Source organism: Burkholderia sp. Ac-20365, from assembly GCF_017104715.1.
GTDB lineage: Bacteria > Pseudomonadota > Gammaproteobacteria > Burkholderiales > Burkholderiaceae > Paraburkholderia.
The window spans coordinates 238376-260726 of record NZ_JAAGPI010000003.1 but is presented as its reverse complement, the minus strand read 5'-3'; the positions used below and the strand labels follow the sequence as shown (position 1 = coordinate 260726).

Here is a 22351-nt window from a genome sequence, read left to right as displayed (position 1 = left end):
ATGAAACCAGACACTCGGCCTGTGTGCATGATCACGGGCGCTGCAAGCGGGATTGGCGCGGCGACGGCGTTGCGCTTCGCGCGTGCAGGTTATGCGGTCGCGATTGGCAACTTCGATGCTTCGACTCGAGAAAGCGCGCATGCCGTAGCAGCCGCGTGCCGCGATGCGGGCAGCGACACGCTTGTATTTGACGCCGATGTCGGCAACGACGCAGATTGTCGCGCGGCCGTCGATAGCGTGACAACGCGCTTTCGCCGACTCGACGCGCTGGTGAACTGCGCGGGAACAACGAAGGTGATCGCGCACGACGCACTCGACCATCTCGACGCCGACGAATTCGAGCGTGTGTATCGCGTGAACACGATCGGCCTGTACCAGATGACGCGTGCGGCTGCCCCGTTGCTGCGCGAAACCGCGACGGATACCCGCAGCACGAGCGTCGTCAACATCTCGTCGCTGGCAGCACTGAATGGAACGGGTTCGTCGCTCGCGTACGCGGCATCCAAAGGCGCAGTCAATACGATGACGCTGTCGCTCGCACGTTCTCTCTCGCCGCGCGTGCGCGTCAACGCAATTGCACCGGGCATGGTCGATGATGGTCTGCTGCTGCGTGTGCTCGACACGACGCGCTATGCCGCCGTGATCGACCACATGACGACCAACGCTCCGCTCAAGCGCGTGTCCCTTCCCGGGGAGATTGCCGATATTGCGTGGTTCCTGTGTAGTGCGCCCGCGATAACAGGGCAGGTCATCGCCGCTGAAAATGGCCTGTTGCTCAACAACGGCTAAACCCACTGATACTAACGACATGTCCCACTTTCAGAGCAGGAAGCCACTCGGCAAACACCGTTCACGCATGGTCACCGAGGGTGTGACGCGTGCTCCGCATCGCGCGTTTCTGCGCGCGACCGGTCTCGACGACGAATCGATGCAAAAGCCCTTCGTCGCGATTGTCGATACGTTCGGCGAAAACACACCCTGTTCGATGTCGCTCAACGCAGTGTCCGACAACGCGCGACTCGGCGTCGCCGCGGGCGGTGGTGTACCGATTCGCGGCTCGGCGATTTCCGTTTCCGATGGCACGTCGATGAATCATCAGGGCATGCGCATGAGCCTCGTATCGCGCGAGGTCGTAGCTGATAGCGTCGAACTGTTCGTGCGCGCGCACGCGTACGATGCGCTGGTCGGTGTCGCCGGCTGCGACAAGACGCTGCCCGGTATCCTGATGGGCATGGTGCGCGTGAACGTGCCGGGCGTATTCCTGTTCGGCGGCGCGATGCTGCCGGGCACTGCGCCTGGCCAGCTTCCTGGTGGCACGGGTCATGGACTGCAGCGACAGGCGACGATCCTGACGGCAATCGAGGCGGTCGGCACGGCGCAACGCGGCGACATCACGAAAGCGCAACTCAATGCAATCGAAAAACGTTGTACGCCGACTGCCGGCTCGTGTCCGGGACAGTTCACCGCGAACACCATGGCGATGGTCGCCGAGACGCTCGGTCTCGCGCCACTCGGTTCCGCGATGGTGCCGGCCGTCTACAGCGAACGCATTGCGATTGCGAGACGCGCCGGCGAAACGGTGATGCGTACGCTGATGCACGGCGGCCCGCTTCCCCGTGACCTCGTCACAATGAAGAGCCTGGAAAACGCGTGCGCTGCAGTCGCGGCGACGGGTGGCTCGACCAACGCCGCATTGCATATTCCCGCGATTGCGCACGAGGCAGGTGTTCGCTTCACGCTCGACGACGTCGAACGCGTGTTTGCCCGCATTCCGTTAATCGGCGATCTGCAACCGGGCGGACGATATCTCGCGCAGGATCTGCATAATGCGGGCGGTGTGCCGACGGTGCTGAAGGCGCTGCTCAAAGGCGGATATCTGCACGGCGACGTGCTGACGCTCGATGGCCGCACGTTCGAAGAGGTACTCGTCGACGCAGCCGATCCGGACGGCGAAGTGGTGCGCGCCTGCGAGACGCCCCTCGGAGAAAATGGCGGCCTCGTGATCTTGCGGGGCAACCTCGCGCCGGACGGCGCGTGCCTGAAAGTCGCGGGCCTGAAGTCGCTGCGTTTCGAAGGAACGGCGCGCATTTTCGAATGCGAAGAGGACTGCATGGCCGTGGTTGCCGCACGCAGCTACAACGAAGGTGACGTACTCGTGATCCGAAATGAAGGACCGAAGGGCGGGCCGGGCATGCGCGAGATGTTGAGTGTGACGGCAGCGATATACGGGCAGGGCATGGGCGAACGGGTCGCGTTGCTCACGGACGGGCGTTTTTCTGGCGCGACGCGCGGCATGTGTATCGGATACGTCGGCCCGGAGGCCGCGATGGGCGGCCCGATTGCGTTGCTGCGAAATGGCGACCGGATTGTCATCGACGCGATAGCGCGCACACTCAACGTTCAGATTAGCGACGACGAATTCGAGCATCGTCGCGTGGCGTTGGCACCTCGTGCGCCGCGTCGGCTGGCGGGTGTGCTCGAAAAATACGAGGCGCTGGTGCGTCCCGCGAATCTTGGAGCGGTTACGCATTCTGGGGCGCTCGAATGGCCGTACGATGCGCCCACGCACGGAGACGACGCGTGAGTACGCCGGATGAATCGATGCGGGTCGGCTTTTGCGGACTCGGGAAGATGGGCGGGCCGATGGCGCAACGTGTCGTGGCGGCGGGACATCGTGTAGCGGTGTGGAATCGTTCGTACGACAAAGCCCAGGCGTTCGTGCAGGAAGCTGCGACGTCTTCGTGCATCGCGTGTGAAACGCCTCGCGACGTTGCTGCACGATCCGACATCGTCCTGCTATGTCTCGCCGATGGCAATGCCGTCGAGGATGTCGCATTTGGCGCGGATGGTCTTGCCTCAGGCGTGACTGCCGCTGCGGCACTGACCATCGTCGATCATTCGACGCTTGCACCTTCGCAGGCGCGCTCGCTGGCGAGTCGCTGGCAGTCGGCGATAGCGGACGGTGCATGGGTCGATGCGCCTGTATCGGGCGGGGTTGCAGGCGCAGCGGCCGGCACGCTTGCCATCATGGCTGGCGGCGAAGCGGAACGTATCGCTGCAATCGAACGCGTGCTTGCCGCATTCGCCGCGCGAGTCACGCGCATGGGGGAGAGCGGTGCAGGTCAGGCGACGAAGCTTGTGAACCAGATCATCGTGATGACAACGATCGCAGCCATCGCAGAGGGCACGCTTCTCGCGCGGCATGGTGGCATCGACACAGCGCGGATTCCCACCGCGCTTGCGGGCGGTTGGGCGGATTCGGTCCTTCTGCAAACATTGCAGCCTCGTATGGTCGTGCCGCCGCAGCAGCCCTCGGGTTCGATACGCACCATGCTCAAGGATCTCAATGCCATCAACGAGTTCGCGACGGAGTGCGGAATCGTGCTGCCCATCGCGAGTCGCGTACGCGACTGGTTGACACGTGCTGTGGATGATGGCCTTGGGGATGCCGATATCTCGCAGATCGTGCTTGCTTCGGTGGAATGACTCACGGTGAGCGCGGGGCAGCTAGGTCGTGAGATTGTCTGGAAAGGATTTGCCTCAGTTTGTTAAGACACTACGACTTTCCGTGAGGCCAAGGCTGGCCCGCAGGGAGGCCAGCACGGAACACGATAGCACGCGGCACGTCGGTCTGGATGTTCACAAGAACTCGATCACGGTCGCCTGTGCGCCCGCTGTTGACGTCGGTGACCTTTAGTGCGACCACTTCGCTGGCGTGCAGCCCAGCACCGTATGCGACCGACAGCGCGGTCTGGTACTTCAGGTTGCCGGCCGCCTCGATGAACTGCCGCACTTCACCGGGATTAAACACGACGGGCAATATGCGGGGAAATGCGCACGAGTTGCGTCCTGACCATCAACTCGGCCGGTCGATCTCGACCGTGAAGAAAGACTTAAGGCCGGTAATCGCGTGTTTGAGCGACATGGCCGATGTGCCGTGGATTCCGCTCCAGTTCGAAGAGCGAAGCGGATTGCCTCGTTCACCGATCTAAAGGGTGCGGCCGGCCTCTCCCTGACCTCTAGCATCGGACCATAGCGCCTTCTACGTCGGTCTCAAGCACAGTCACCTGAGTCGGAGAGACGACAACAACAGTTCGATCACTAGTCCAACCGCAGCCGATACGATTTGCTCACCCTGAGCAGAGGGTGATTAACTGAGTGCGAGATGTCTCGTATCTCGATTCGTACTTCTCCTTCGTTGCGCCAGATAGTGGTCTTCGCCTGGAACCATCCACCGTCGATCCGTCGCGTGGCCGACGCGCAGGCGAACCGAATTTCACTCACCCGTATCACCTCAATAGCATATTTCTATGCTGTGCTGCAGCGAAATATGTCAGCAAGCCCAATCCCTCCTCCGTTTGCCTATCGCGCTAGTGGTTATCACGGATATAACCTATCACTTTCACGTGATTGGAAGGTTTCATTACCCGTACATAGGGTGCGTCAGTAAACTCGAATGGGCAGTGTGAATGTGCATAGTTCAAACCGCGAAGCAGTGGCCGCGTAGCTCACTCATGTCGGAGGACGCATATGGCGATGTGGGATGAGCAAACAGTACGACCATGAGCCCTCGCTCTAAGGCGGCAACAAATCAACTCGCACTGACCTATGAGACGGGACGTATGCGGAATTTGGGAGTTATTGCAAATGTGATCAAACCACTTCCGGAACTCGCGAGCACGGAAGGAGCTGGAAGCCGAAGCTTAACCAGTACAGTTTTTTATTGATAGGTATGACTCAGGAGTGACATTGAAGATTGCTCAACACCTTGATCCGGCCGCGATTGGCACACTAGTGCTGGAAGAGATCGATGGCCATATTCTCGTAATTCGGTTGAACCGTCCTGAAGTATCGAATGCAATCAGTACACCAATGGGCCGAGAGCTGATTAAGGTCTTTGGCGCGTTGGAGGTCGACCCCACGCAATATCGTTGCGCAATTCTTACGGGTACAGGTGAGCGAGCCTTCTGTGGCGGCGCAGATTTGAAGCAACGTGAAGGCATGACGGACGAGCAGTTCAGCACGCAGCACTATCTGTTCGAACGCATGGTTCGCGCAATCACCCATTGCCCGATTCCTCTTATCTGCGCTGTCAACGGTTCGGCAGTAGCAGGCGGGCTCGAACTGCTGCTGGCTTGTGACTTTGCGTACGCCTCGGATAAGGCGGTCTTCGGATTTACCGAGGTCAAACGCGGAATCATGCCGGGTGGCGGTGGCACCCAACAACTTCCGCGCACGATTGGTACGCGCCGCTCGAAAGAACTGATTTTCCGCGGTTCGAAGTTTTCGGCGGAAGAAGCACTTGCGTGGGGCGTCGTGAACCAGTTGTACGAGCCGGGCCAGGTGCTGGCACGCGCGATTGAAGCTGCCCGAGATATCTGCACCAGCGCGCCGCTCTCGGTCTCGCAAGCAAAGAAGGCGATTGACCTTGGTATGCAGACCGACCTGAACACGGGCCTATTCATCGAAATTGAAGCCTACAACCGACTTATCCCGACGGAAGACCGTCTGGAAGGTATCAGCGCATATAACGAAAAGCGACAGCCTGTCTTCAAGGGGCGCTAGTCGCACAACAAGGGAAGGCCACCAGCCGCTGCTGGCGGCCTACTAACCGGCGTTCGGCCGGAGGAGACATGCATGAGTTCGCCCATCAACGCTACGACTGGTCCGCTGGCAGAGCAAACGTACCGGAAAATCACGAGGCGTCTGATTCCGTTCCTTTTTCTGTGCTACGTGTTTGCGTTTCTCGACCGCGTCAATGTCGGCATCGCGCAGCTCGACATGAAGCACGACGTTGGTTTCAGCGACTTCACGTACAGCATTGGGGCAGGGATTTTCTTCCTCGGGTATGTGCTCATGGAGGTGCCGAGCAACCTCCTGCTGACAAAAATCGGAGTGAAGCGGACGTTCTCACGCATCATGGTCCTGTGGGGCATTCTGGCTGCCGCGACCGCATTCGTCACGCTGCCGATGCATTTCTACACCGTGCGCTTCCTGCTCGGTCTTGCTGAAGCCGGTCTGTATCCGGGCATCATTTTCTACCTGACCCGCTGGTATCCCGTCGAGCGTCGTGCAAAAGCCATCGCAATCTTTACTTGTGCGACCGGCATTGCGGGTCTGATTGGCGGCCCGATGTCCGGCTGGCTTATGACGCACATGGAAGGCATCCGTGCCATGCACGGCTGGCAATGGATGTTCATCGTGCAGGGTTTGCCGGCAAGCTTCTTGGGCATCGTTGCATTCTTTTTTCTGGACGACGGTCCTCAGAAGGCAAAGTGGCTGAGTGACGCTGAGAAGGCGCAAATTCTGACAGACCTGAAGCAGAGTTCCGGGGTGAGCGACAAGCACGTGGAACACACTTTTGGGCGTGCACTTCTCGACCCGCGCGTGTATGTGATGGGGTTCGTCTGGTTTGCGCAAATAGCGGGTGTGTTTGCAATCGGGTTCTGGTTACCGACACTTATCAAAAGCACGGGGCTGACCAGTCCGCTCGAAATCGGTATCTACTCGGCAATTCCGTATTTCGTAAGCTGGATTGCGCTCATCGGGATGAACTGGAACTCCGACCGGACGATGGAGCGTCGCTGGCATTGCGGCATCACGATGATTATCGGTGCGGTGGGTCTGTTTGCTGCGGGTCTGATTCACGGCAGTCTTGCGTGGTCTCTGGTAGCTCTTTCGGTCGCGACGGCAGGGATTCTTGCGCCCAACCCTCTCATTTGGGCCATTTCGACGGACTATATCCGCGGCAGCGGAGCAGCAGGTGGCGTGGCCGTGGTGAACTGTATTGGTCTGCTTGGAGGATTTATTAGCCCAATGATTATCGGTTCAATCAAGACGGCGACTAACAGCATGGCAGGAGGTCTCGGCGCTATATCCTTGCTCATGGTTGTCGGCGCGCTCGTTGCGATTGTGCTTGCGCCCAGAACGACCGATTCTAGGTCAGTCGACGGCCTGGCCTCTGACAAGTTGGATGAATCTGCAGCAGCGAATGCAATGCTTTGACAGACGTCGGTGCCGGTCATCCGTTTTCGAAGGAGATTGAGAAATGACGAAACGAGAAAAGGTGAGAGTGCGCGAAGTAGGTCTGCGCGATGGCCTGCAAATGGTGCAAACGATTTTGTCGACCGAGCAGAAGCTGGAGTGGTGCCGACGGATGGTGGATGCGGGGTCGGTTGAGATTGAAGTGACGTCGTTTGTGCCTCCAAAAATTGTCCCGCAGTTTGCCGATGCGGTGGATGTTGCACGGGGCGCGCTTCATATAAAGGGACTGCATGCCGCCGCGCTCGTTCCCAATCTCAAGGGTGCTCAACGCGCCTTCGAAGTTGGCCTGAGCAAGGTGCATTACGTGCTGTCAGCCAGCAATGAACACAACCTGAAAAACGTGCGACGTACGACTGCTGAGTCAGTTGAAGACTTCGGGCGTATTGTCGTGGAGCGTGACACTGGCGAGGATGCGCCGCGCGATATTACGCTCGGCGCAGGTATAGCGACCGCGTTCGGGTGCACTATCGCCGGCCGTGTCGAAGAAAGCAGGGTGCTCGGCCTTGTCGAAACTCTTCTGGAAGCCGGTGCTGACGAAATCACAATTGCGGATACGGTCGGTTACGCGAATCCAGGGCAGGTACGGGCTTTAATGCGCAAGGTTCTTGCCATCACCAGGGACGTGCCGGTCGCCTGTCACTTTCATGATACCCGAGGCGTTGGTCTTGCAAACGTCATCGCCGCGCTCGACGCAGGGGTGCGCAGCTTTGACTCCTCGCTGGGCGGTCTTGGCGGGTGCCCGTTCGCACCGAATGCCACTGGGAATATCAACACGGAAGATACCGTCTTCCTCTTGGAATCCGAAGGTCTCGATACCGGCATGGATGTAAATGCACTGCTTTCAATCAGGGAGACGATTTCAGGCTGGTTACCGGGCGAACCGTTCACGGGTGCGATTGCGCGGGCAGGCCTGCCGAAGACATTCGATTTGCGCAAGGCGGAGACGGTGTGAGCAGAGCTATGACGTGCGTCCGAGAACCGTGAGTGTTCATGGGCAACGCATTGCACCGTGTGCGCCCGGAATATCCAGAGTCAATCTGGGAGCTGCCGGACGAGGTCCGAGCATTTTTTCCGCCATCTTGAGCATGTCGGAACGCCTTGGAGGGGCTTCATGACCCGTCGGATTTAAGTCGACCCCGCCTTCGCCGAGCGCCGAGTTGCATATACCGCGGTGGCAGACCAGATTGCTTATCACAGGGCGCTACCAATATTGCGGCGATAGCTCGGCTGCAATGGTCTGCGTCCCGAGCATGAGATTATTTGAATTGGAAGAAGGAGAACGCAGTGCGCGTGCAGAAAATCGGCGACATCGAGATTAGCAAGTTTAGCGAGATTGATAGTCTGGAATTTGAGCCCAATTGGCTTTTTCCTACCGTCGACCGTGATTTCGTAAGAGAACAACGCAGCTGGCTTGGTCCCACTCTGATTGAGCCGCGCGAGCTGAAGCTGTATCTCAGCTTTCACAGCTATGTCGTCAAAACGCGGCATCATACAATTCTTGTGGACACCTGCAATGGCAATCACAAGCATCGTCCGTCGATGCCTGCATGGAGCAACCTGCAGACGCCGTACCTTGAGAACCTGGCTGCGCTAGGTACCCGTCCCGAAGACATCGATTACGTCATGTGCACGCACCTGCACACCGACCATGTCGGCTGGAACACTCGTCTCGAAGACGGTCGTTGGGTTCCGACCTTTCCGCGTGCGAAGTACATCTTTTCGCGAGTCGAGTACGACTATCTTCTGAAACTGCATCAGTCGAATCCAGAAATGCCGGTGAATCGTGGCTCGTTCGTCGACAGCGTGCTGCCCATCGTCGAGCACGACCAGGCGACGTTTGTCGAAATGGACCATTCGTTCGAGCACGAACTCGGCGAGGATGTGTGGTTTACTCCCGCAGTGGGCCACACGGCTGGCCATGTTTTAATACATCTTGGGCATGAGCATGGTGAACATGCTGTTATGACCGGCGATGTCATCCACCACCCAATCCAGTTTGTTGACCCTTCGCTTGCTAACGCGGCGGATTTCGACGCCAAGCTGGCCCATGAGGCGCGCCTCGGTGTTATGAGCCGGTACGCAGATACGACAACGAAAATTCTGACGGCCCACTTCCCGTCCCCGACGGCCGGTCGCGTGGTGAGCCACGGCGACACCTTCCGCTTTACTTTTGACAAAGAATAGCTAGCGAGGAGCGGCGTGCGCGCGCACGCACGCACGCACGCCCTTATAGGCTAAGACGCGTGTTGGCTCTGACTTAAAAAGTCGCGTTCTGCGGCCCAGCAAGAGGCAATCGCGCCGAAGGTTCGCGCGTTCGACGACGTCGTGTCGAGAAACGTGGCAAGGTGAAGAAGCGAGCAGCGCGTCAGCGAAGAGCGGGCGCCAGAAGTACCCGCCTGTATCTGCAGGTTCACGTTTCAGCGATGCGACTCTGGCAAAGTTCGATAAACTTCTGGACCGGTTGCGTAAGCGTTGCGCCGCGGCGTGTTGCAATGCCGTAAGGGGCGCCACGTCGCTCAATGTAGAACGGCAGTATCTTAACCAGGCCACCTACCGCGAAATACTCGGCAACCTTGCGCGGTATCAGCCCGACCGTGCCGCCTCCATTTTGAAGCAGAGCAAGCGTGGCGAACGTGGACGAGGTTTCCATCGCATAGCGTGGAAAGTCGAGACCTTCGTCATCAAGAAGCTGCTCGAAGAGTGAGCGCATTGGGAGTGTTGCCTGCGGGACAATCCAGGGGTTCCCGATAATGTCAGCCAGCTGCACCTCAGTCCTGTCGCCCAGAGGGTCGGCACCATCTACCACCAGGCATATCTCTTCGACCTCTAACGGGATGAAATCATAGGCTTCCGGGTGGACGCTCACACTAGGCCGCCCGATTACCAGGTCCAGCAGCCGCTGGTCGAGCATTGCCAGCAGGCGAGCACTGTTGTCTTCCCATACTTCGATTGAGGTATCAGGCTGACTCTCCCGCAACGCTTTCACAGTGGGGGCCAGCCAGACTGGCAGCGAGCCCATCACAGCGCCAATGGCGAGGGTGCCGCCGCCGCCTCGCAGGATTGCCGCCATTTCGTCTCGCATCGTTCCAACGTCTGCCCGAAGGGTTCGTGCATGACGTATTACGCATCTCCCAAGGTCGTTTGGAACAATTCCGCGGGGCGAGCGGGAGAATAATTCGACACCGAATATGGCTTCGAGCTCTTGCAGCGATTTGGTTATCGCTGGCTGAGACAAAGAGATTTGCTGGGCCGCCTTGCGCAGGGACCCGTGGTCGTCGAGCGCGATGAGCAGCGCAATGTGGGCGCCGCGAAGGCGCCTCAGAATCGCATCGTTACTGGTTATCACGGATATAACCCCAGACGTTCACCTGATTCAAACCTTTCATTATCTGCCTCAGAGGGCGCGCCAGTACACTGGACTGGTCGGTGGACGCATATGCAATTCGGACGACGGCGCACGCCAACGCCGCGCCCTTAGACGTACTGCACGAGGCATTTGACGTCTGGTGATAACTCGCACGAATCACTGTCGCGCAGTGTAACCGCGATTTCTGCCTCGATGCATGTGGACAGCACTAACTTCGGTGCGGGTACGAGTAGCGCGTTTCGACGTCCGACCGGTATTTCCAAGAGGCTCATGCCTGTCAACGGAGACAAACAAGCGTGAAACGGATAGGGATTGACGTCGGCGGCACCTTCACCGACGTCGTGATGGTGGACGATTCGACCGGGAAGGTGTGGTCGACCAAGGTGCCGACAACGCCCAAAGACCGGGTCGTAGGAACGGTCGAAGGTTTCCGAAGGATTCTTGAAATATCGGGTTCAAAGAGCGCCGACATTTCTTTTCTTGGCCATGGAACGACGATGGCCACGAACATGGTCGTCGAAGGCACGGGTGCCAAAACTGCATTGGTGACCACTCGTGGATTCCGGGACATCCTTGAAATACGGCGCGCGTCGCGTCACGACCGTGCTGACCTTTATGACCTTTTGTTCGACAATCCACGCGCGCTGGTCGAGCGCCATTGGAGGCTGGAGGTAACAGAGCGTCTGCGTTTCGATGGGAACGTCGAGACACCGCTCTCGCACGGCGAGCTGACCGAGATTGCCGCACGCATCCGGGAGTCTGACGTCGAAGCGGTTGCCGTGTGTTTCCTGCACTCGCACGTCAATCCCGAGCACGAAAAGGCTGCCGTTGCGGCGCTGCGCGAAATGTTGCCTGACCGTTTCGTGTGTGCATCGCATGAGGTCAACCCGGAATCCATGGAGTATGAGCGAGCCAGTTCGACGGTCATCAATGCGATGCTCGGACCGGTCTGCGGTCGCTACATCGGTCGTCTGGTGGACGCGCTCGCACACCTGGGCTTTGCCGGCAAGTTCCTCTTCATGCAGTCAAACGGCGGCCTGGCGAGCCCCGCGCGCGTCGCCGACCGTCCGATTGTGCTGCTTGAGTCGGGACCTGCGGGTGGCGTCAGCGCGGCGATCCGGAATTGCGAGCGCGGTGACTTGCGCAACGCAATTCTCGGCGACATGGGCGGCACGACATTTGACGTTTCCCTCATCCGTGATTTCAGACCCGAAATCCGGAACAAGAGCCTGCTGCACAGCTACACCGTGCGTTCGCCCAGCATCGACATCGACTCAGTGGGAGCGGGCGGAGGCTCTATCGTCTGGATTGACGCGGGCGGCGGTGTGCGCATCGGGCCTGAAAGTGCTGCGGCGGACCCGGGCCCCGCGTGCTACGGCCGCGGCGGCAAGCGACCGACGGTCACTGATTGCAACCTCGTGCTTGGCTACATCGACCCGGATAACTTCCTTGGGGGCGAATTCCAGCTGGATGCAAAGGCTGCGTGGCGCGTGGTCGAGGAAGTCATTGCCAAGCCTCTGGGAATGAGTGTGCCGGATGCGGCGCAGGCGGTGCGCTCGGTCGCCAATGCGTTGATGGCACAGGCGATTCGAATCATGACGGTGGAGCGGGGTTACGACCCGCGTGAGTTCTCGTACATCTGCTACGGCGGCGCCGGTCCGGTCCATGCAGTTGACCTCGCGCACGAAATGGGAATCCGCCGTGTTGTGATTCCGCCGCTGCCGGGCCTCTTCAGCGCGTTCGGCATGATGGTCGCCGACCAACAGTACGACTATCAACGACCGGTGGAATGTGACCTCGCGAAGCTAGGTGACGAAAGACTGCACGCGGAGTTTGATGAACTGCTTGCGCTTGGCCGCAGTGAAGCGGAGCGCCATGGCGTCGAGGCGAATAAGACCCGCGCAGTGCGCCTGGCAGATTGCCGTTACGTCGGCCAGCCGGATGTCATTACTGTCGAAGCATCCGACGACGCCTCATGTGCTGTGCTGGCGGAAGAGTTTGAAGCGGCACATCAACGGCTCTGGAACTTTGTCAGCAAGGACAAGCCGATTATGGTCGCAAACCTCCGCCTGCAACTCATCGCGACAAGTGGCTGGCGCGGCGGCGTCGCGCACTCGGACGAGGGAGCAGCGGTTACGCCTGTTCGTACGCGTGATGTCTACATCGACGGCAATGTCCGCGCATTGCCGGTGTTTGCACGAAGCCGGCTGCCAGTAGGTGCCCAGATTAAAGGCCCCGCGGTTATTGAAGAGCACAGCAGCTGCGCCGTCTTGAAGGCCGCGCACACAGCGCGTGTCGACGACGACTTGAACCTTGTCATTGAACTGGCGGCATGAACATGGACATCGTTACTTACGAAATCATCCGCAGCAGTCTGTTCGCAGTCGCGCGGGAAATGAAGATCGCCATGATGCGCACGGCCGGCAGCCCGCTGATGCATGCAAGTGGCGATTCGTCGGCAGCTATCTTCGACGCTGACATGCAACTCGTTGCTCAAGGCAACGACATCCCGACGATGCTGGGCTCGGCAGTGATTTCCACCCGTGTATCGGTTGAGGCCATGGGTCGCGAGAATCTGCGACCGGGCGACGTCATCGTCAGCAACGACGCTTACGTCGGCGGCGGTAATCACCAGCCGGACGTCCAGTTCACTCGCCCGGTCTTCGTTGACGGTGAAATCGTCGCCTTCGTGATGACGCGTGGGCACTGGACGGACATTGGAGGGCAGTCGCCCGGCAGCTATGCAATCGCAACGTGGGATGTGTTTGCTGAAGGCATCCGGATTCCACCGGTTCTGCTTTATCGCAACGATGAACCGGTTCGCGACGTTCTGGAAATCCTCACTCGCAATAGCCGCAATTCTCACGAGTTGCGTTTGGACATTCAGGCGCAGTACGCGGGCACCTTCGTGGGTGACCGCCGCATTGTGGACCTTGTTGCGAAGTATGGCGCCGATGCATTGAGTGACGTGATGCGCCAGAGTCTTGACCACTCTGAAAAGCTCATCCGTGCCGAGATTGCAAAGATTCCGGATGGGGTCTACGAGGCCGAGGAATACCTTGACCCCATCGAGGCGCCGGGCTGGAATCACGAGCGTCCGCTGCTTAAAGTCAAAGTCACAGTAAGGGATGACCATATCACGTTCGATTTCACAGGCACAGGCGCTCAGGTGCGAGGTGGAATCAACTGTCCGTTCTCCGTCACCTGCAACAGCACCTGGTTCACGGTCAAAGCATTGACAGACCTCAGCATTCCAATCAATCAGGGTTGCTATCGGCCGGTGACCATCATCGCCCCGCAAGGCAGTGTTCTCAATTGCGAATATCCAGCGTCGGTCGTGTCTGGTAACACGGAGACGTCGCCGCGGGTCATCGACCTTCTTCTGAAGGCTCTTGCGCCGGCTGTCCCGAATCGTATCCTTGGGCAAAGCAACTGCGCAGCGTGCGCGGGCATCTTTAGCGGGCGCGATACGAACCAGGCGCGCGTCGCGGAGACGGGAGAGAAATTCGTCACGATGCACGACGTACACGCTGGCGGCATGGGCGCACGGGCAGAAAAGGACGGAGTGAGTGGCATCCGGGTCTATGTGGGCAACGCTGGTAGCCAGTCGATTGAAATGATTGAACGGACTTCGCCGTTGCTGGTGGAAGAGTGGTCGCTTGTACCCGATACGGGTGGCGCCGGGCGGCAGCGCGGGGGGCTGACCTCTCGGCGCGTCTACCGGGTTGAGTATGACGAAGCCACGTTCACCGTTTCGGGAGAGCGCGGGCACACGGCCCCAGAAGGCCATTTCGGTGGTCTCGCAGGCAGCCCGTTCATGTGCAAGGTACAGCGTGCGGACGGCCAGGAGATGGTCGTACCTGCAAAGGGTGGTCAGACGGTTGTCTATCGAAATGACCGGGTTGTTGTGCAGCCGGCAGGCAGCGGCGGTTTCGGTGACCCAAAACAGCGGGAGCGCGCGCTGGTGGTGGCCGACGTTGCGGACGGCTACATCAGTCGCGACGCGGCAATTCGCCTCTATCAGCTTGACCTTGAGCTGATTCAGTCGGAGCAATTTGAAGTCGCCGCGGAGGCAACGTAAGCCGGTGACTGGAAACAAACGGAGTATGGAAATGACGAAGCAGCTTCCACTCGACGGCGTTTGCGTCGTCGAGATTGGACACAGTCTCGCCGCACCCTACGCGGGCATGGTGTTGCGGGCACTCGGCGCCGAAGTAATCAAGATTGAGAGCGCCGGAAGCGGGGACTATGCGCGAGACTGGGGACCTCCGTTCATCGATGGTGCCGCAGCCCTTTTTCACGCTGTCAATCATGGCAAGTCCAGTATCGCCATGTCGTTATCAGACCCGCTACAAGCAGAATCACTACGTGAACTCATCGTCCGGAAGGCTGACGTGGTTCTCCAGAATCTGAAAGCAGGCGGGACGGAGAAATATGGCCTCGGCGCGGAACAGATGCTCGCGCTCAAACCATCGCTTGTTTATTGCAACCTGGGAGCATTCGGAACTGTCGGGCCGCTGCGGGACAAGCCGGGCTATGACCCGTTGGCGCAGGCATTTAGCGGCTTGATGAGCTTCATGGGGCAGCCGGACGAAGCGTTGAGCCGAATTCCCATCTCGGTGAACGACATGGGAACCGGGCTGTGGGCGGCCATCGGAGTTCTGTCTGCACTTTTCAGGCGGCAATCGACTGGCCTGGGCGAGGTCGTTTCCGTCTCGCTCTATGAGACTGCGCTCTCTTGGGGTGGCATGCAGATAGCGGACTATCTGGCTTCTGGAGTCCTGCCGGGGCGATGGGGCTCAGGAACAGCTGCAATCGTTCCCCACCAGGCGTTTGAGTGTTTCGACTCGACGATTATGGTTGCAGCAGGCAATGACAGACTCTTCCGTCGGCTTTGCGAAGTGCTAGAAGTGAGCATGTTGGCCGACGACAGTCGCTTCGCTACCAACGGAGCACGTGTTAGCAACCGGATCGAGCTTATTGATTTGCTGCAGCACGAGTTTGGCAGGAAGACGGCTGCTCATTGGCTCGAACGTCTCGACAAGGTGGGGATTCCGTGTGGCCCGATTCAAACGGTCGACCAGGTCGTCGCGCATGAACAGACAAAGGCGCTGGATATTCTGCAGAAGACTGAAGACGGTGCCGCCACGTTTGTCGGCCTTCCCGTGTCGTTCGGCGGCAGGCGGCCTGCCGACACTGGGTCTACACCCAAACTCGGCGAGCACAATCAACTGCTTGCCGAAGCACTTCAAGAGACACCCTGAGTTTAAACGGCGGCACGCCAGCCGCCTGCGCACCTGGCGACCCGTGCGCGAATCTGACAGAGCCCCATGTCCTCGACGAACACTTCGGTCGTGTTGTGATTGCGCATCGTAGCAATCGGTCTGATGTCGATACCGTTGCCCTTTGCCTTGCGAAGGGCAACTAGCAACGTTGAGAGGCGTGGATGGACGCTGTCGTGGTCTTGAGCGTTTGATGTTTGATTGCTCTTCAGAGCGGCGGTCGCGCCTTTCATATAACCCACTGCGACGCGTGGCCAAGAAAATGCGGCAGGGAAAACCGCATTTTCCCGGTCAAGATTTCGCGTGTCAGGAAGAGGTAGTCTGGTAGGCTATTTCACGCCTTTCCGCGGTCAACGTTCGAATCGGCTCGCCTTTTATCCAGGCACGGATGTTTTCAACAGATTCACCATAGTAGAACTCGTACGAACCTTCGGTGACGTATCCGATGTGCGAAGTTGCGATTACGTTCTCCATGGTCCGATACGGATGATTCGCAGGCAGTGGCTCAACATCGAAGACGTCCATAGCGGCCCCCGCAATCTGCTTGCGATTCAGCGCGGCAATTAGGGCCTCCTCATTCACAATCGGGCCGCGCGCCGTGTTCACAAGAAGTGCGTGAGGTTGCATCAACGAAAGCTCGTGTGCACCAATCAGATTCCGTGTTCGTTCGGATAGACGGACGTGAATCGACAGGATATCGCTGGCAGCAAGCAATTCCTCTTTCGATACATACTGCGCGCCATGCCTGGCGGCGGATTCTGTAGTCATGTTCTGGCTCCAGGCGATCGTCTTCATACCAAACGCCTGTGCGACGCGTGCAGTCACGCTGCCGGAGTAACCTAGCCCAAGCAGGCCAATGGTTTTGCCACTGAGGTCTCTGCCGACAGAGACTTGCCATCCACCATTTCTGAACGAAGTGACTTCGCTCGGGATGTGACGTGCCGCGGCCAGGATGAGTGCCCACGTTTGTTCGGCCGCTGCGGTCAGCGAAGACGCGGTCCCGCACACAGTGATGCCCAGTTCGTCCGCGGCTTCGATATCGATGGCGGCGTTCCACGGGCCAGTACTTGCCAGCAGTTTGAGGTTCTTGAGTCTGGACAGAACGCTGCGTGGAAACCAGGTTCGTTCGCGCATGACGCACAGGACGTCATACGGCTGGAGTCGTTCGACGAGAGCATCTTCGTTATCGATATGGTCGGTGAATACCGTGATTTCGGCATCCTTGCGCAGGTTGTCCCAGTTTCCGAACTTCAGGGAGGTCTTCTGGAAGTCGTCGAGAATTGCGATTTTGTGCATGAGTTTCTTTACTGTTGATACCGGATGGCACGACAGCTATGCACCCGGTGATTCGTTTAAAGGTGAAGATAGTTGCTATTGCGCATCGTGCCAGCAATGTTCATCGGCATTCATGCCGTCTTGATAGCCTTAGGCTTGAATCCCACGAACATAACGAAGATTCCGAGAAACAGTACTGCAGTCATCACATAGAGGCCGCTATTAAGTGTCCCTGTTGCTGTTTTCAGCCATCCGATGACAAATGGACTGCAGAACCCGCTGAGCAGGCCGATACAGTTCACGAATGCGATACTTCCGGCTGCCGCGGGCGAACCATGGAGATAGTCGGCGGCAATCGACCAGATCAGCACGTTTATCGCGAAGATGCCGACACACGCGACAGTCAGCAATGCGATTGTCACTACCGCTGAGCTCATCGACTGCGACACAAAAAGGAGGGCTATCGCGCCTATCACGCCGGCGATGGTTGCGTGCCAGCGTCGCTCAAGCATCCGGTCCGAGTGCCGGCTGATAGTGACCATACCGATCGCGCCAATACCGTAGGGGATAGCGGAGAGCCAACCGAGTTGCGAGAGGTTGGAAATACCTGAACTCTTCATGACGGTCGGCAACCAGAAGGTGACCGAATAGGTGCCGCAAACAAAAGCGAAATCGATAAACGCAAGCATGTAGACCTTTGGGTCTGCGAGGGCCTGCGCGAGTGTCCCGTGCCCGTGCTGATTGTTCTTGCGCTTGCGTTCAGTTTCGACGCGGAACCCCTCCCGCAGCGTGTTCTTTTCTGCTTCGGTGAGCCATTTTGCTTTGTCGATGTTGTCGTCGAGGATGAACAGCGTGACGATGCCGAGGGCGACTGCTGGCAATGCCTCGACAATGTAAAGCCATTGCCATCCGGCCATGTTGGCAACGTTCGCCAGGCTCGTCATCGCCCATCCGGAGATGGGGCCGCCGACCAGACCTGCAATCGGAAAGCCAACCATGAAGCAGGAGATGATGACGCCACGCCGGTTTTCAGGAAACCACGAGCTGAGATAGAAAATCACGCCGGGAAAGAATCCGGCCTCGAAGACTCCAAGTAGCAGTCTGATGATGTAGAACTCGGTCACATTGGTGACGAACGCCGTACAGGTCCCGACGATACCCCAGCAAATCATGATTCGAGCGATGGTTTTTTTTGCTCCCATGCGTTTCAGGAGCAGGGCGCTCGGCACTTCAAGAAGGCAATACGAGAGAAAGAAGATGCCAGCGCCCAGACCGTAAACCGCGTCGCTGAAACCGAGGGCATCCTGCATTTGCAGTTTCGCAAAGCCGACGTTGATGCGGTCGAGAAAAGCGACCACATAACAAACGAAAAGGAGCGGCACGATGCGAAGAGCGACCCGGAGATAAAGCCTGCGCTCGTCTGCGCTCACGACCGCCGCGGACGGCAGTTCTTCCGACGACGCCGGAGTGGGTTCAAGAAAGGTCTGGTTCAATTGCTGTCTCCTGATTGTCCCGATTCGTCTGCCTTATGAGGCCAACGTCCAGGAATCCTTGATGGAAGTGTGTATGAAATTAAATCGCCACGGATACAACTCGCGTCAGTCGCATTCCTGTCGCACGAGGTCGTCGGCCAGGTTGTCTGCTGGCGGTATCGTCAGCAGATGGTTGTGCTCGCCGAGTGCGGGTGTGTTGCCCGGCAACGGTGGTCGTCGACCATCGAAGGAAACGGGCAGTGCGACAGTTTTGGTTCGTCCGTCAGGCGTCTCTCGAAGAATGTCGAGCGACATGGTCTGTTCGTCCTTGACCACGCAATCGACCGTCTGTAACGGACCGCACGGAATCGATTCGGCCTCGAGTACACGGAGCCAGTCGCTCGCGGGCGTTTGAGCAAACCTGGCTTCCAGAAGAGGAATCAGCGCCTTTCGGTTCAGGACGCGGTCGCCATTGGTCGCAAATCGATGGTCATCGGCAAGGGAAGGGAGGTCCATGACGTTGCACAGACGTCGATACAGCGTGTCGTTGCCTGCGGCGACGAGGATTGCGCCATCGGCGCAGTCGAAAACCTGATAAGGCACGATGTTCGGACTGCCTGACCCGATTCGCGCGGGTTCCGGGCCGCCAGCAAGGCAGTCCGAGAGGGGCACCGTCATCCACGCGAGGGCGGTTTCATAGAGCGACACGTCGACAATCTGGCCGCGTTCGGGGTCGCCGCGGTCTTTGTCCCGGAGCGCGGCCAGGACGCCAATGACCGCCCACATGCCTGTGCCCATGTCATTGATTGATACCGGGACGCGACTGGGCGCATCGTCGGCGTGCCCAACGATACTCATCATTCCGCTGTAGGCCTGCACCAGCGGGTCATATCCGGGTTTGCTTCGCAACGGGCCGGTGGCCCCGAAGGCTCCGAGGTTGCAATACACGAGGGAAGGACACAGTTCCGTCATGTCCTTCGCCCCAAGACCGTAGCGGTCAAGGTTGCCGGGCTTCAGGTTCTGCAGGACCACGTCGGCACTCGCGACGATGAACTCTCGAATCAGTCTTGTGCAAGCAGGGTCGCTGAAATCGGCGCTGATGCTTTCCTTGCCGTGGTTCATCGCATGAAAGAGTGCGGAGGCACCATCGATGAAGGGTGGCCCCCATCCGCGGGCGTAGTCGCCCTGGGCAGCGTTCTCAATTTTCACGACCCGCGCACCAAGGTGCGCGAAGATGATTCCCGCGTACGGTGCGGCCAGGCTGTGTCCAATCTCAACCACGCAAATGCCCTCAAGCGGAAGCCTTCGTATGCTCACGGTATCTCGCAAATTAGAATGAAACGTTTCCAAAATTAAACTTCAGACGAGATGATGCCTACATCTCCTCGTCGAGCGATTTAAATGAAACGTTTCCAATATTAGAGCGTCAATCAGCCTTGTCAAGGCGGTGGTTCCCTAGAGGTTGCGGATTCGATGTTCTCGTGGGGCCGGTGACTCCCGTCCAGCGCGACCTGGGGGGCGAAGCCGGGAATCTAGGTCGCGTTACTTGACAAAGCAGATGCAGCCGGGAAAATTGGGAACGTTTCACCAAATTCAGCAAAACGAAAGCGAAACAAGGCGATGGTCGGAAGAAGTTCGACCGCCACTGAGCCGCGTAGGGTCGGGCATCGCGCCAGTTGCTGGCTTTCCCGGACCTTACACGCTTGAGCGATGGGGCCGGTGAGCGGGCATACAGAGCTATTCCACTTTTGTTTGACGAAGGCTTATGCCCACAGAATGAGCACAGAATCGAAAGGCAGTTCTACACGCCGGACATCGGCAGCCGTTGCGTCCGCTGACGATGAGCGCAAGCCCTCAATCCGCGACGTGGCGCTTCTGGCGAATGTAGCGCTGGGAACCGTTTCGCGCGTGATAAACGAGCATCCGAACGTCCGGGAAGATACGCGTAAGCGGGTGAAGGCCGCCATCCTTGAGCTCGGCTATGTACCGAATATGGTTGCCCAGAGCATGCGCAATCACCGGTCGATGACGTTCGCCTGTGTGATGCGTGATTTCACTGTCCCTGTGCTGAGTATGTTCGTCGACTCGATGCAGAAGGAGATTGAAGGCTTCGGCTTTTCGCTGATGGTTGCCTCCAGCTATCACGACGTCAAGCGGGAATTAGAACTGTTGCAGGGGTTCCAGCAGCGACGCATTGACGGTCTGGTCATCGCCACGTCATCGGAGGAGGACCCAGCGCTTCTGACGATGTTGCAGGAGGCACCGTTCCCGATCGTGTTGCTAGACCGTGAAATGCCTGCCGAGCTTGATTCGGTCACGGTCAATCACGCGGCAGGTGTTCGACAGGCGGTGCATCATCTCGCCGACCTCGGACATCGTCGCATTGCAATCATTTCCGGTGAGCCTGGTCTGCATCCCACTCAAAGTCGCCTGAAGGGTTTCGGCGATGCATTCCAGGAACGCGGGCTGAGTTTGGAACCTGAGTTGATTCGGCACGCCACGTTCGCCCGAGATGCTGGCTATACAGAGACTCGTAATCTACTGGAGCTAGCCGAACCACCGACGGCTATTGTTGCTGGCGGCACCTCTCTGCTTCCGGGGGTCATGCAAGCAACGCGCGAACGGGGACTTGTCATACCGCAAGACTTATCGGTTATCGCCGGAGCGGATAGCGACGTTGCGCTTCTCGCGACACCTGCGTTCACCGTGGTTCGCTGGAGCCATGACCAACTCGGCAAGGCTGCGGGACGATTTTTGATGGAGCGGCTGGACAATCCAAAGCTGCCGCGACGGAGACTGACTGTCGACGCTGAACTTGTGATGAGGGGTTCTTGCGCGGCGCCGCAGCGACGATTGACGCTAATGTAAAGAAGCGTTCGAGATTCATCTGGGAGCTATCCGACATCTTGCCATTCGCGACACGCTCGGCGGCCGACTTGCGGAGTTCCTTCATATTGCCAGCTATAAGCATCTTCGTACTGGTGCGAAAGGCTACGCCGATAGCGTTAGACACCTATTCCGCCCGCGTGCCACCCTCGTGGGGTTTGTTGCGTGATTCATCAAGCACTGGCAAGCCGAGCACCGATTTGTACTGCCATCCGCATGATAGCGAGACGAATTTGCTTCTCGCGCTTATGTTCGACTCGGCCGGTCGGAATGCTCGTGCTAACTGCGAGCCTCTTTCCGAACGCAGTCTGCCCCGCATACGCGGCAAAGCAGGCTAGCCCGGCGGCCGATTCTTCGTGCTCGCTTGCTTGACCCGTTTCACGAACAACTTCGAGCTCACGAAGCAGGGCGGTGCGTCGGGTGACGGTTCGTGGAGTCATTGCGGTGAGTCTTTCCGGGAGCAGTTCAATCAATTCCGCATCAGATAGCGTCGCGAGTAGCGCTTTCCCCAACGCGGAACAGTGCGCTGGCAGCCGCGAGCCGAGGTCTGATACAAGACGGACAGGGCGTCGGGAATCTTCGCGGGCAATGTAAACGACGTCAGTGCCGTCGAGCGTAGCCAATTGAACGACCTCGTCGTGTGTCGCTACAAAAGACGCTGCCAGCGCTCGGAACACCGATTGATAGCCATCGTGACGCACATACGCATTGCCGAGCTCAAAAAGCTTCACTCCGATGAGGTAGCCGTCACCGCGGTTTTCTACCCAATGCTGTCGCTGCAATGAATCCAGCAGAAGATAGAGGGTGCTGCGCGACAGCCCTGTTGCCTCGCGCAACGTCGCCACACGAACAGGCTCTCTGGCATTGGCTAAAACATCGAGAATGTCCTGGGCACGGCGCAGCGCCGGCACTTCATACGCCTTTTCCATCACGATAGCATCCAGTTGCAAGTTGACTTACCGCGTGTCCAACCTGTTGGACATATTAACAGCAGATTGGACGGCCCATATCCGGAGGCATAGGAT

Annotated in this window: 18 protein-coding genes and 1 pseudogene; 11 read left to right on the top strand and 8 right to left on the bottom strand. The window is 58.5% G+C overall.

Annotated elements, in window-relative coordinates:
- The 3 genes from G3O01_RS07655 to G3O01_RS07645 are packed head-to-tail and all read left to right on the top strand — an operon-like array spanning position 1 to position 3486.
- Positions 1-789, top strand: a complete 789-nt coding sequence (locus G3O01_RS07655) for an SDR family oxidoreductase (protein ID WP_241023763.1) — start codon at positions 1-3, stop codon at positions 787-789.
- A 19-nt stretch (positions 790-808) separates the two neighbouring features.
- The gene (ilvD, locus tag G3O01_RS07650; protein WP_205803918.1) at positions 809-2584 is read left to right on the top strand and encodes a dihydroxy-acid dehydratase; all 1776 of its coding nucleotides are present in this window, start codon (positions 809-811) and stop codon (positions 2582-2584) included.
- Positions 2581-3486 (top strand): NAD(P)-dependent oxidoreductase, encoded by a 906-nt coding sequence (locus tag G3O01_RS07645; protein ID WP_346779160.1) that lies wholly within the window; start codon positions 2581-2583, stop codon positions 3484-3486. Before ilvD ends, G3O01_RS07645 begins: the two co-directional genes overlap by 4 nt.
- 70 nt (positions 3487-3556) lie before the next feature.
- On the opposite strand, the gene G3O01_RS45180 is transcribed toward G3O01_RS07645, so the two are convergent.
- Entirely contained in the window at positions 3557-3811 is a 255-nt protein-coding gene (locus G3O01_RS45180) for a hypothetical protein (protein ID WP_241023762.1), read from the bottom strand.
- 938 nt (positions 3812-4749) lie between these two features.
- Here G3O01_RS45180 and G3O01_RS07635 point away from each other — a divergent pair.
- The 4 genes from G3O01_RS07635 (at position 4750) to G3O01_RS07620 (ending at position 9228) form a co-directional block, all read left to right on the top strand.
- Positions 4750-5565 (top strand): enoyl-CoA hydratase-related protein, encoded by an 816-nt coding sequence (locus G3O01_RS07635; protein WP_205803917.1) that lies wholly within the window; start codon positions 4750-4752, stop codon positions 5563-5565.
- 72 nt (positions 5566-5637) lie between these two features.
- A complete protein-coding gene (locus G3O01_RS07630) occupies positions 5638-7005 on the top strand; it encodes an MFS transporter (RefSeq protein WP_205803916.1) in 1368 nt (455 codons plus the stop codon).
- 43 nt (positions 7006-7048) lie between these two features.
- Positions 7049-7996, top strand: a complete 948-nt coding sequence (locus tag G3O01_RS07625; protein WP_205803915.1) for a hydroxymethylglutaryl-CoA lyase — start codon at positions 7049-7051, stop codon at positions 7994-7996.
- Positions 7997-8304: 308 nt separating this feature from the next.
- On the top strand, positions 8305-9228 hold the full coding sequence (locus G3O01_RS07620) for an MBL fold metallo-hydrolase (RefSeq protein ID WP_241023761.1): 924 nt from the start codon (positions 8305-8307) through the stop codon (positions 9226-9228).
- Positions 9229-9454: 226 nt separating this feature from the next.
- Here G3O01_RS07620 and G3O01_RS07615 read toward each other — a convergent pair whose 3' ends face one another.
- Together G3O01_RS07615 and G3O01_RS45540 are read right to left on the bottom strand one after the other, a co-directional pair.
- Complete coding sequence (locus G3O01_RS07615) at positions 9455-10114, bottom strand: LysR substrate-binding domain-containing protein (RefSeq protein WP_241023795.1); 660 nt, start codon at positions 10112-10114, stop codon at positions 9455-9457.
- A gap of 69 nt (positions 10115-10183) precedes the next feature.
- Positions 10184-10390 (bottom strand): annotated as a pseudogene (locus G3O01_RS45540) (LysR family transcriptional regulator); the annotation flags it as partial.
- Positions 10391-10707: 317 nt separating this feature from the next.
- On the opposite strand from G3O01_RS45540, the gene G3O01_RS07610 reads away from it, so the two are divergent.
- The 3 genes from G3O01_RS07610 to G3O01_RS07600 are packed head-to-tail and all read left to right on the top strand — an operon-like array spanning position 10708 to position 15675.
- On the top strand, positions 10708-12747 hold the full coding sequence (locus G3O01_RS07610; protein WP_205803913.1) for a hydantoinase/oxoprolinase family protein: 2040 nt from the start codon (positions 10708-10710) through the stop codon (positions 12745-12747).
- Positions 12744-14492 carry a hydantoinase B/oxoprolinase family protein gene (locus tag G3O01_RS07605; RefSeq protein WP_205803912.1) on the top strand — a complete coding sequence of 583 codons (1749 nt, stop codon included), beginning with the start codon at positions 12744-12746 and terminating at the stop codon, positions 14490-14492. Before G3O01_RS07610 ends, G3O01_RS07605 begins: the two co-directional genes overlap by 4 nt.
- Before the next feature lie 25 nt (positions 14493-14517).
- Positions 14518-15675, top strand: a complete 1158-nt coding sequence (locus G3O01_RS07600) for a CaiB/BaiF CoA-transferase family protein (RefSeq protein WP_205803911.1) — start codon at positions 14518-14520, stop codon at positions 15673-15675.
- Positions 15676-15677: 2 nt separating this feature from the next.
- Here the strand turns inward: G3O01_RS07600 and G3O01_RS07595 are convergent, their stop codons facing one another.
- From G3O01_RS07595 to G3O01_RS07580, 4 genes are all read right to left on the bottom strand, one after another.
- Positions 15678-15926, bottom strand: a complete 249-nt coding sequence (locus tag G3O01_RS07595) for a hypothetical protein (protein WP_205803910.1) — start codon at positions 15924-15926, stop codon at positions 15678-15680.
- A gap of 73 nt (positions 15927-15999) precedes the next feature.
- Positions 16000-16989 carry a D-2-hydroxyacid dehydrogenase family protein gene (locus tag G3O01_RS07590; RefSeq protein WP_205803909.1) on the bottom strand — a complete coding sequence of 330 codons (990 nt, stop codon included), beginning with the start codon at positions 16987-16989 and terminating at the stop codon, positions 16000-16002.
- A gap of 110 nt (positions 16990-17099) precedes the next feature.
- Positions 17100-18461 (bottom strand): MFS transporter, encoded by a 1362-nt coding sequence (locus G3O01_RS07585; protein WP_205803908.1) that lies wholly within the window; start codon positions 18459-18461, stop codon positions 17100-17102.
- A 105-nt stretch (positions 18462-18566) separates the two neighbouring features.
- On the bottom strand, positions 18567-19769 hold the full coding sequence (locus G3O01_RS07580; protein ID WP_205804093.1) for a CoA transferase: 1203 nt from the start codon (positions 19767-19769) through the stop codon (positions 18567-18569).
- Between the two features lie 447 nt (positions 19770-20216).
- Here G3O01_RS07580 and G3O01_RS07575 point away from each other — a divergent pair, with 447 nt between their 5' ends.
- Positions 20217-21308, top strand: coding sequence for a substrate-binding domain-containing protein (locus tag G3O01_RS07575; protein ID WP_241023760.1), 1092 nt, complete (start codon positions 20217-20219; stop codon positions 21306-21308).
- A 191-nt stretch (positions 21309-21499) separates the two neighbouring features.
- On the opposite strand, the gene G3O01_RS07570 is transcribed toward G3O01_RS07575, so the two are convergent.
- Positions 21500-22255 carry an IclR family transcriptional regulator gene (locus G3O01_RS07570; protein WP_205804092.1) on the bottom strand — a complete coding sequence of 252 codons (756 nt, stop codon included), beginning with the start codon at positions 22253-22255 and terminating at the stop codon, positions 21500-21502.
- Positions 22256-22351 lie beyond the last annotated feature (96 nt).

Bases quoted from the DNA above. Each gene is read 5' to 3' on its own strand.
- G3O01_RS07655 (WP_241023763.1), top strand. From the start codon at position 1: ATGAAACCAGACACTCGGCCTGTGTGCATGATCACGGGCGCTGCAAGC.
- ilvD (WP_205803918.1), top strand. From the start codon at position 809: ATGTCCCACTTTCAGAGCAGGAAGCCACTCGGCAAACACCGTTCACGC.
- G3O01_RS07630 (WP_205803916.1), top strand. From the start codon at position 5,638: ATGAGTTCGCCCATCAACGCTACGACTGGTCCGCTGGCAGAGCAAACG.
- G3O01_RS07625 (WP_205803915.1), top strand. From the start codon at position 7,049: ATGACGAAACGAGAAAAGGTGAGAGTGCGCGAAGTAGGTCTGCGCGAT.
- G3O01_RS07615 (WP_241023795.1), bottom strand. From the start codon at position 10,114: ATGGCGGCAATCCTGCGAGGCGGCGGCGGCACCCTCGCCATTGGCGCT.
- G3O01_RS07605 (WP_205803912.1), top strand. From the start codon at position 12,744: ATGAACATGGACATCGTTACTTACGAAATCATCCGCAGCAGTCTGTTC.
- G3O01_RS07600 (WP_205803911.1), top strand. From the start codon at position 14,518: ATGGAAATGACGAAGCAGCTTCCACTCGACGGCGTTTGCGTCGTCGAG.
- G3O01_RS07595 (WP_205803910.1), bottom strand. From the start codon at position 15,926: ATGAAAGGCGCGACCGCCGCTCTGAAGAGCAATCAAACATCAAACGCT.
- G3O01_RS07590 (WP_205803909.1), bottom strand. From the start codon at position 16,989: ATGCACAAAATCGCAATTCTCGACGACTTCCAGAAGACCTCCCTGAAG.
- G3O01_RS07575 (WP_241023760.1), top strand. From the start codon at position 20,217: ATGAGCACAGAATCGAAAGGCAGTTCTACACGCCGGACATCGGCAGCC.
- G3O01_RS07570 (WP_205804092.1), bottom strand. From the start codon at position 22,255: ATGGAAAAGGCGTATGAAGTGCCGGCGCTGCGCCGTGCCCAGGACATT.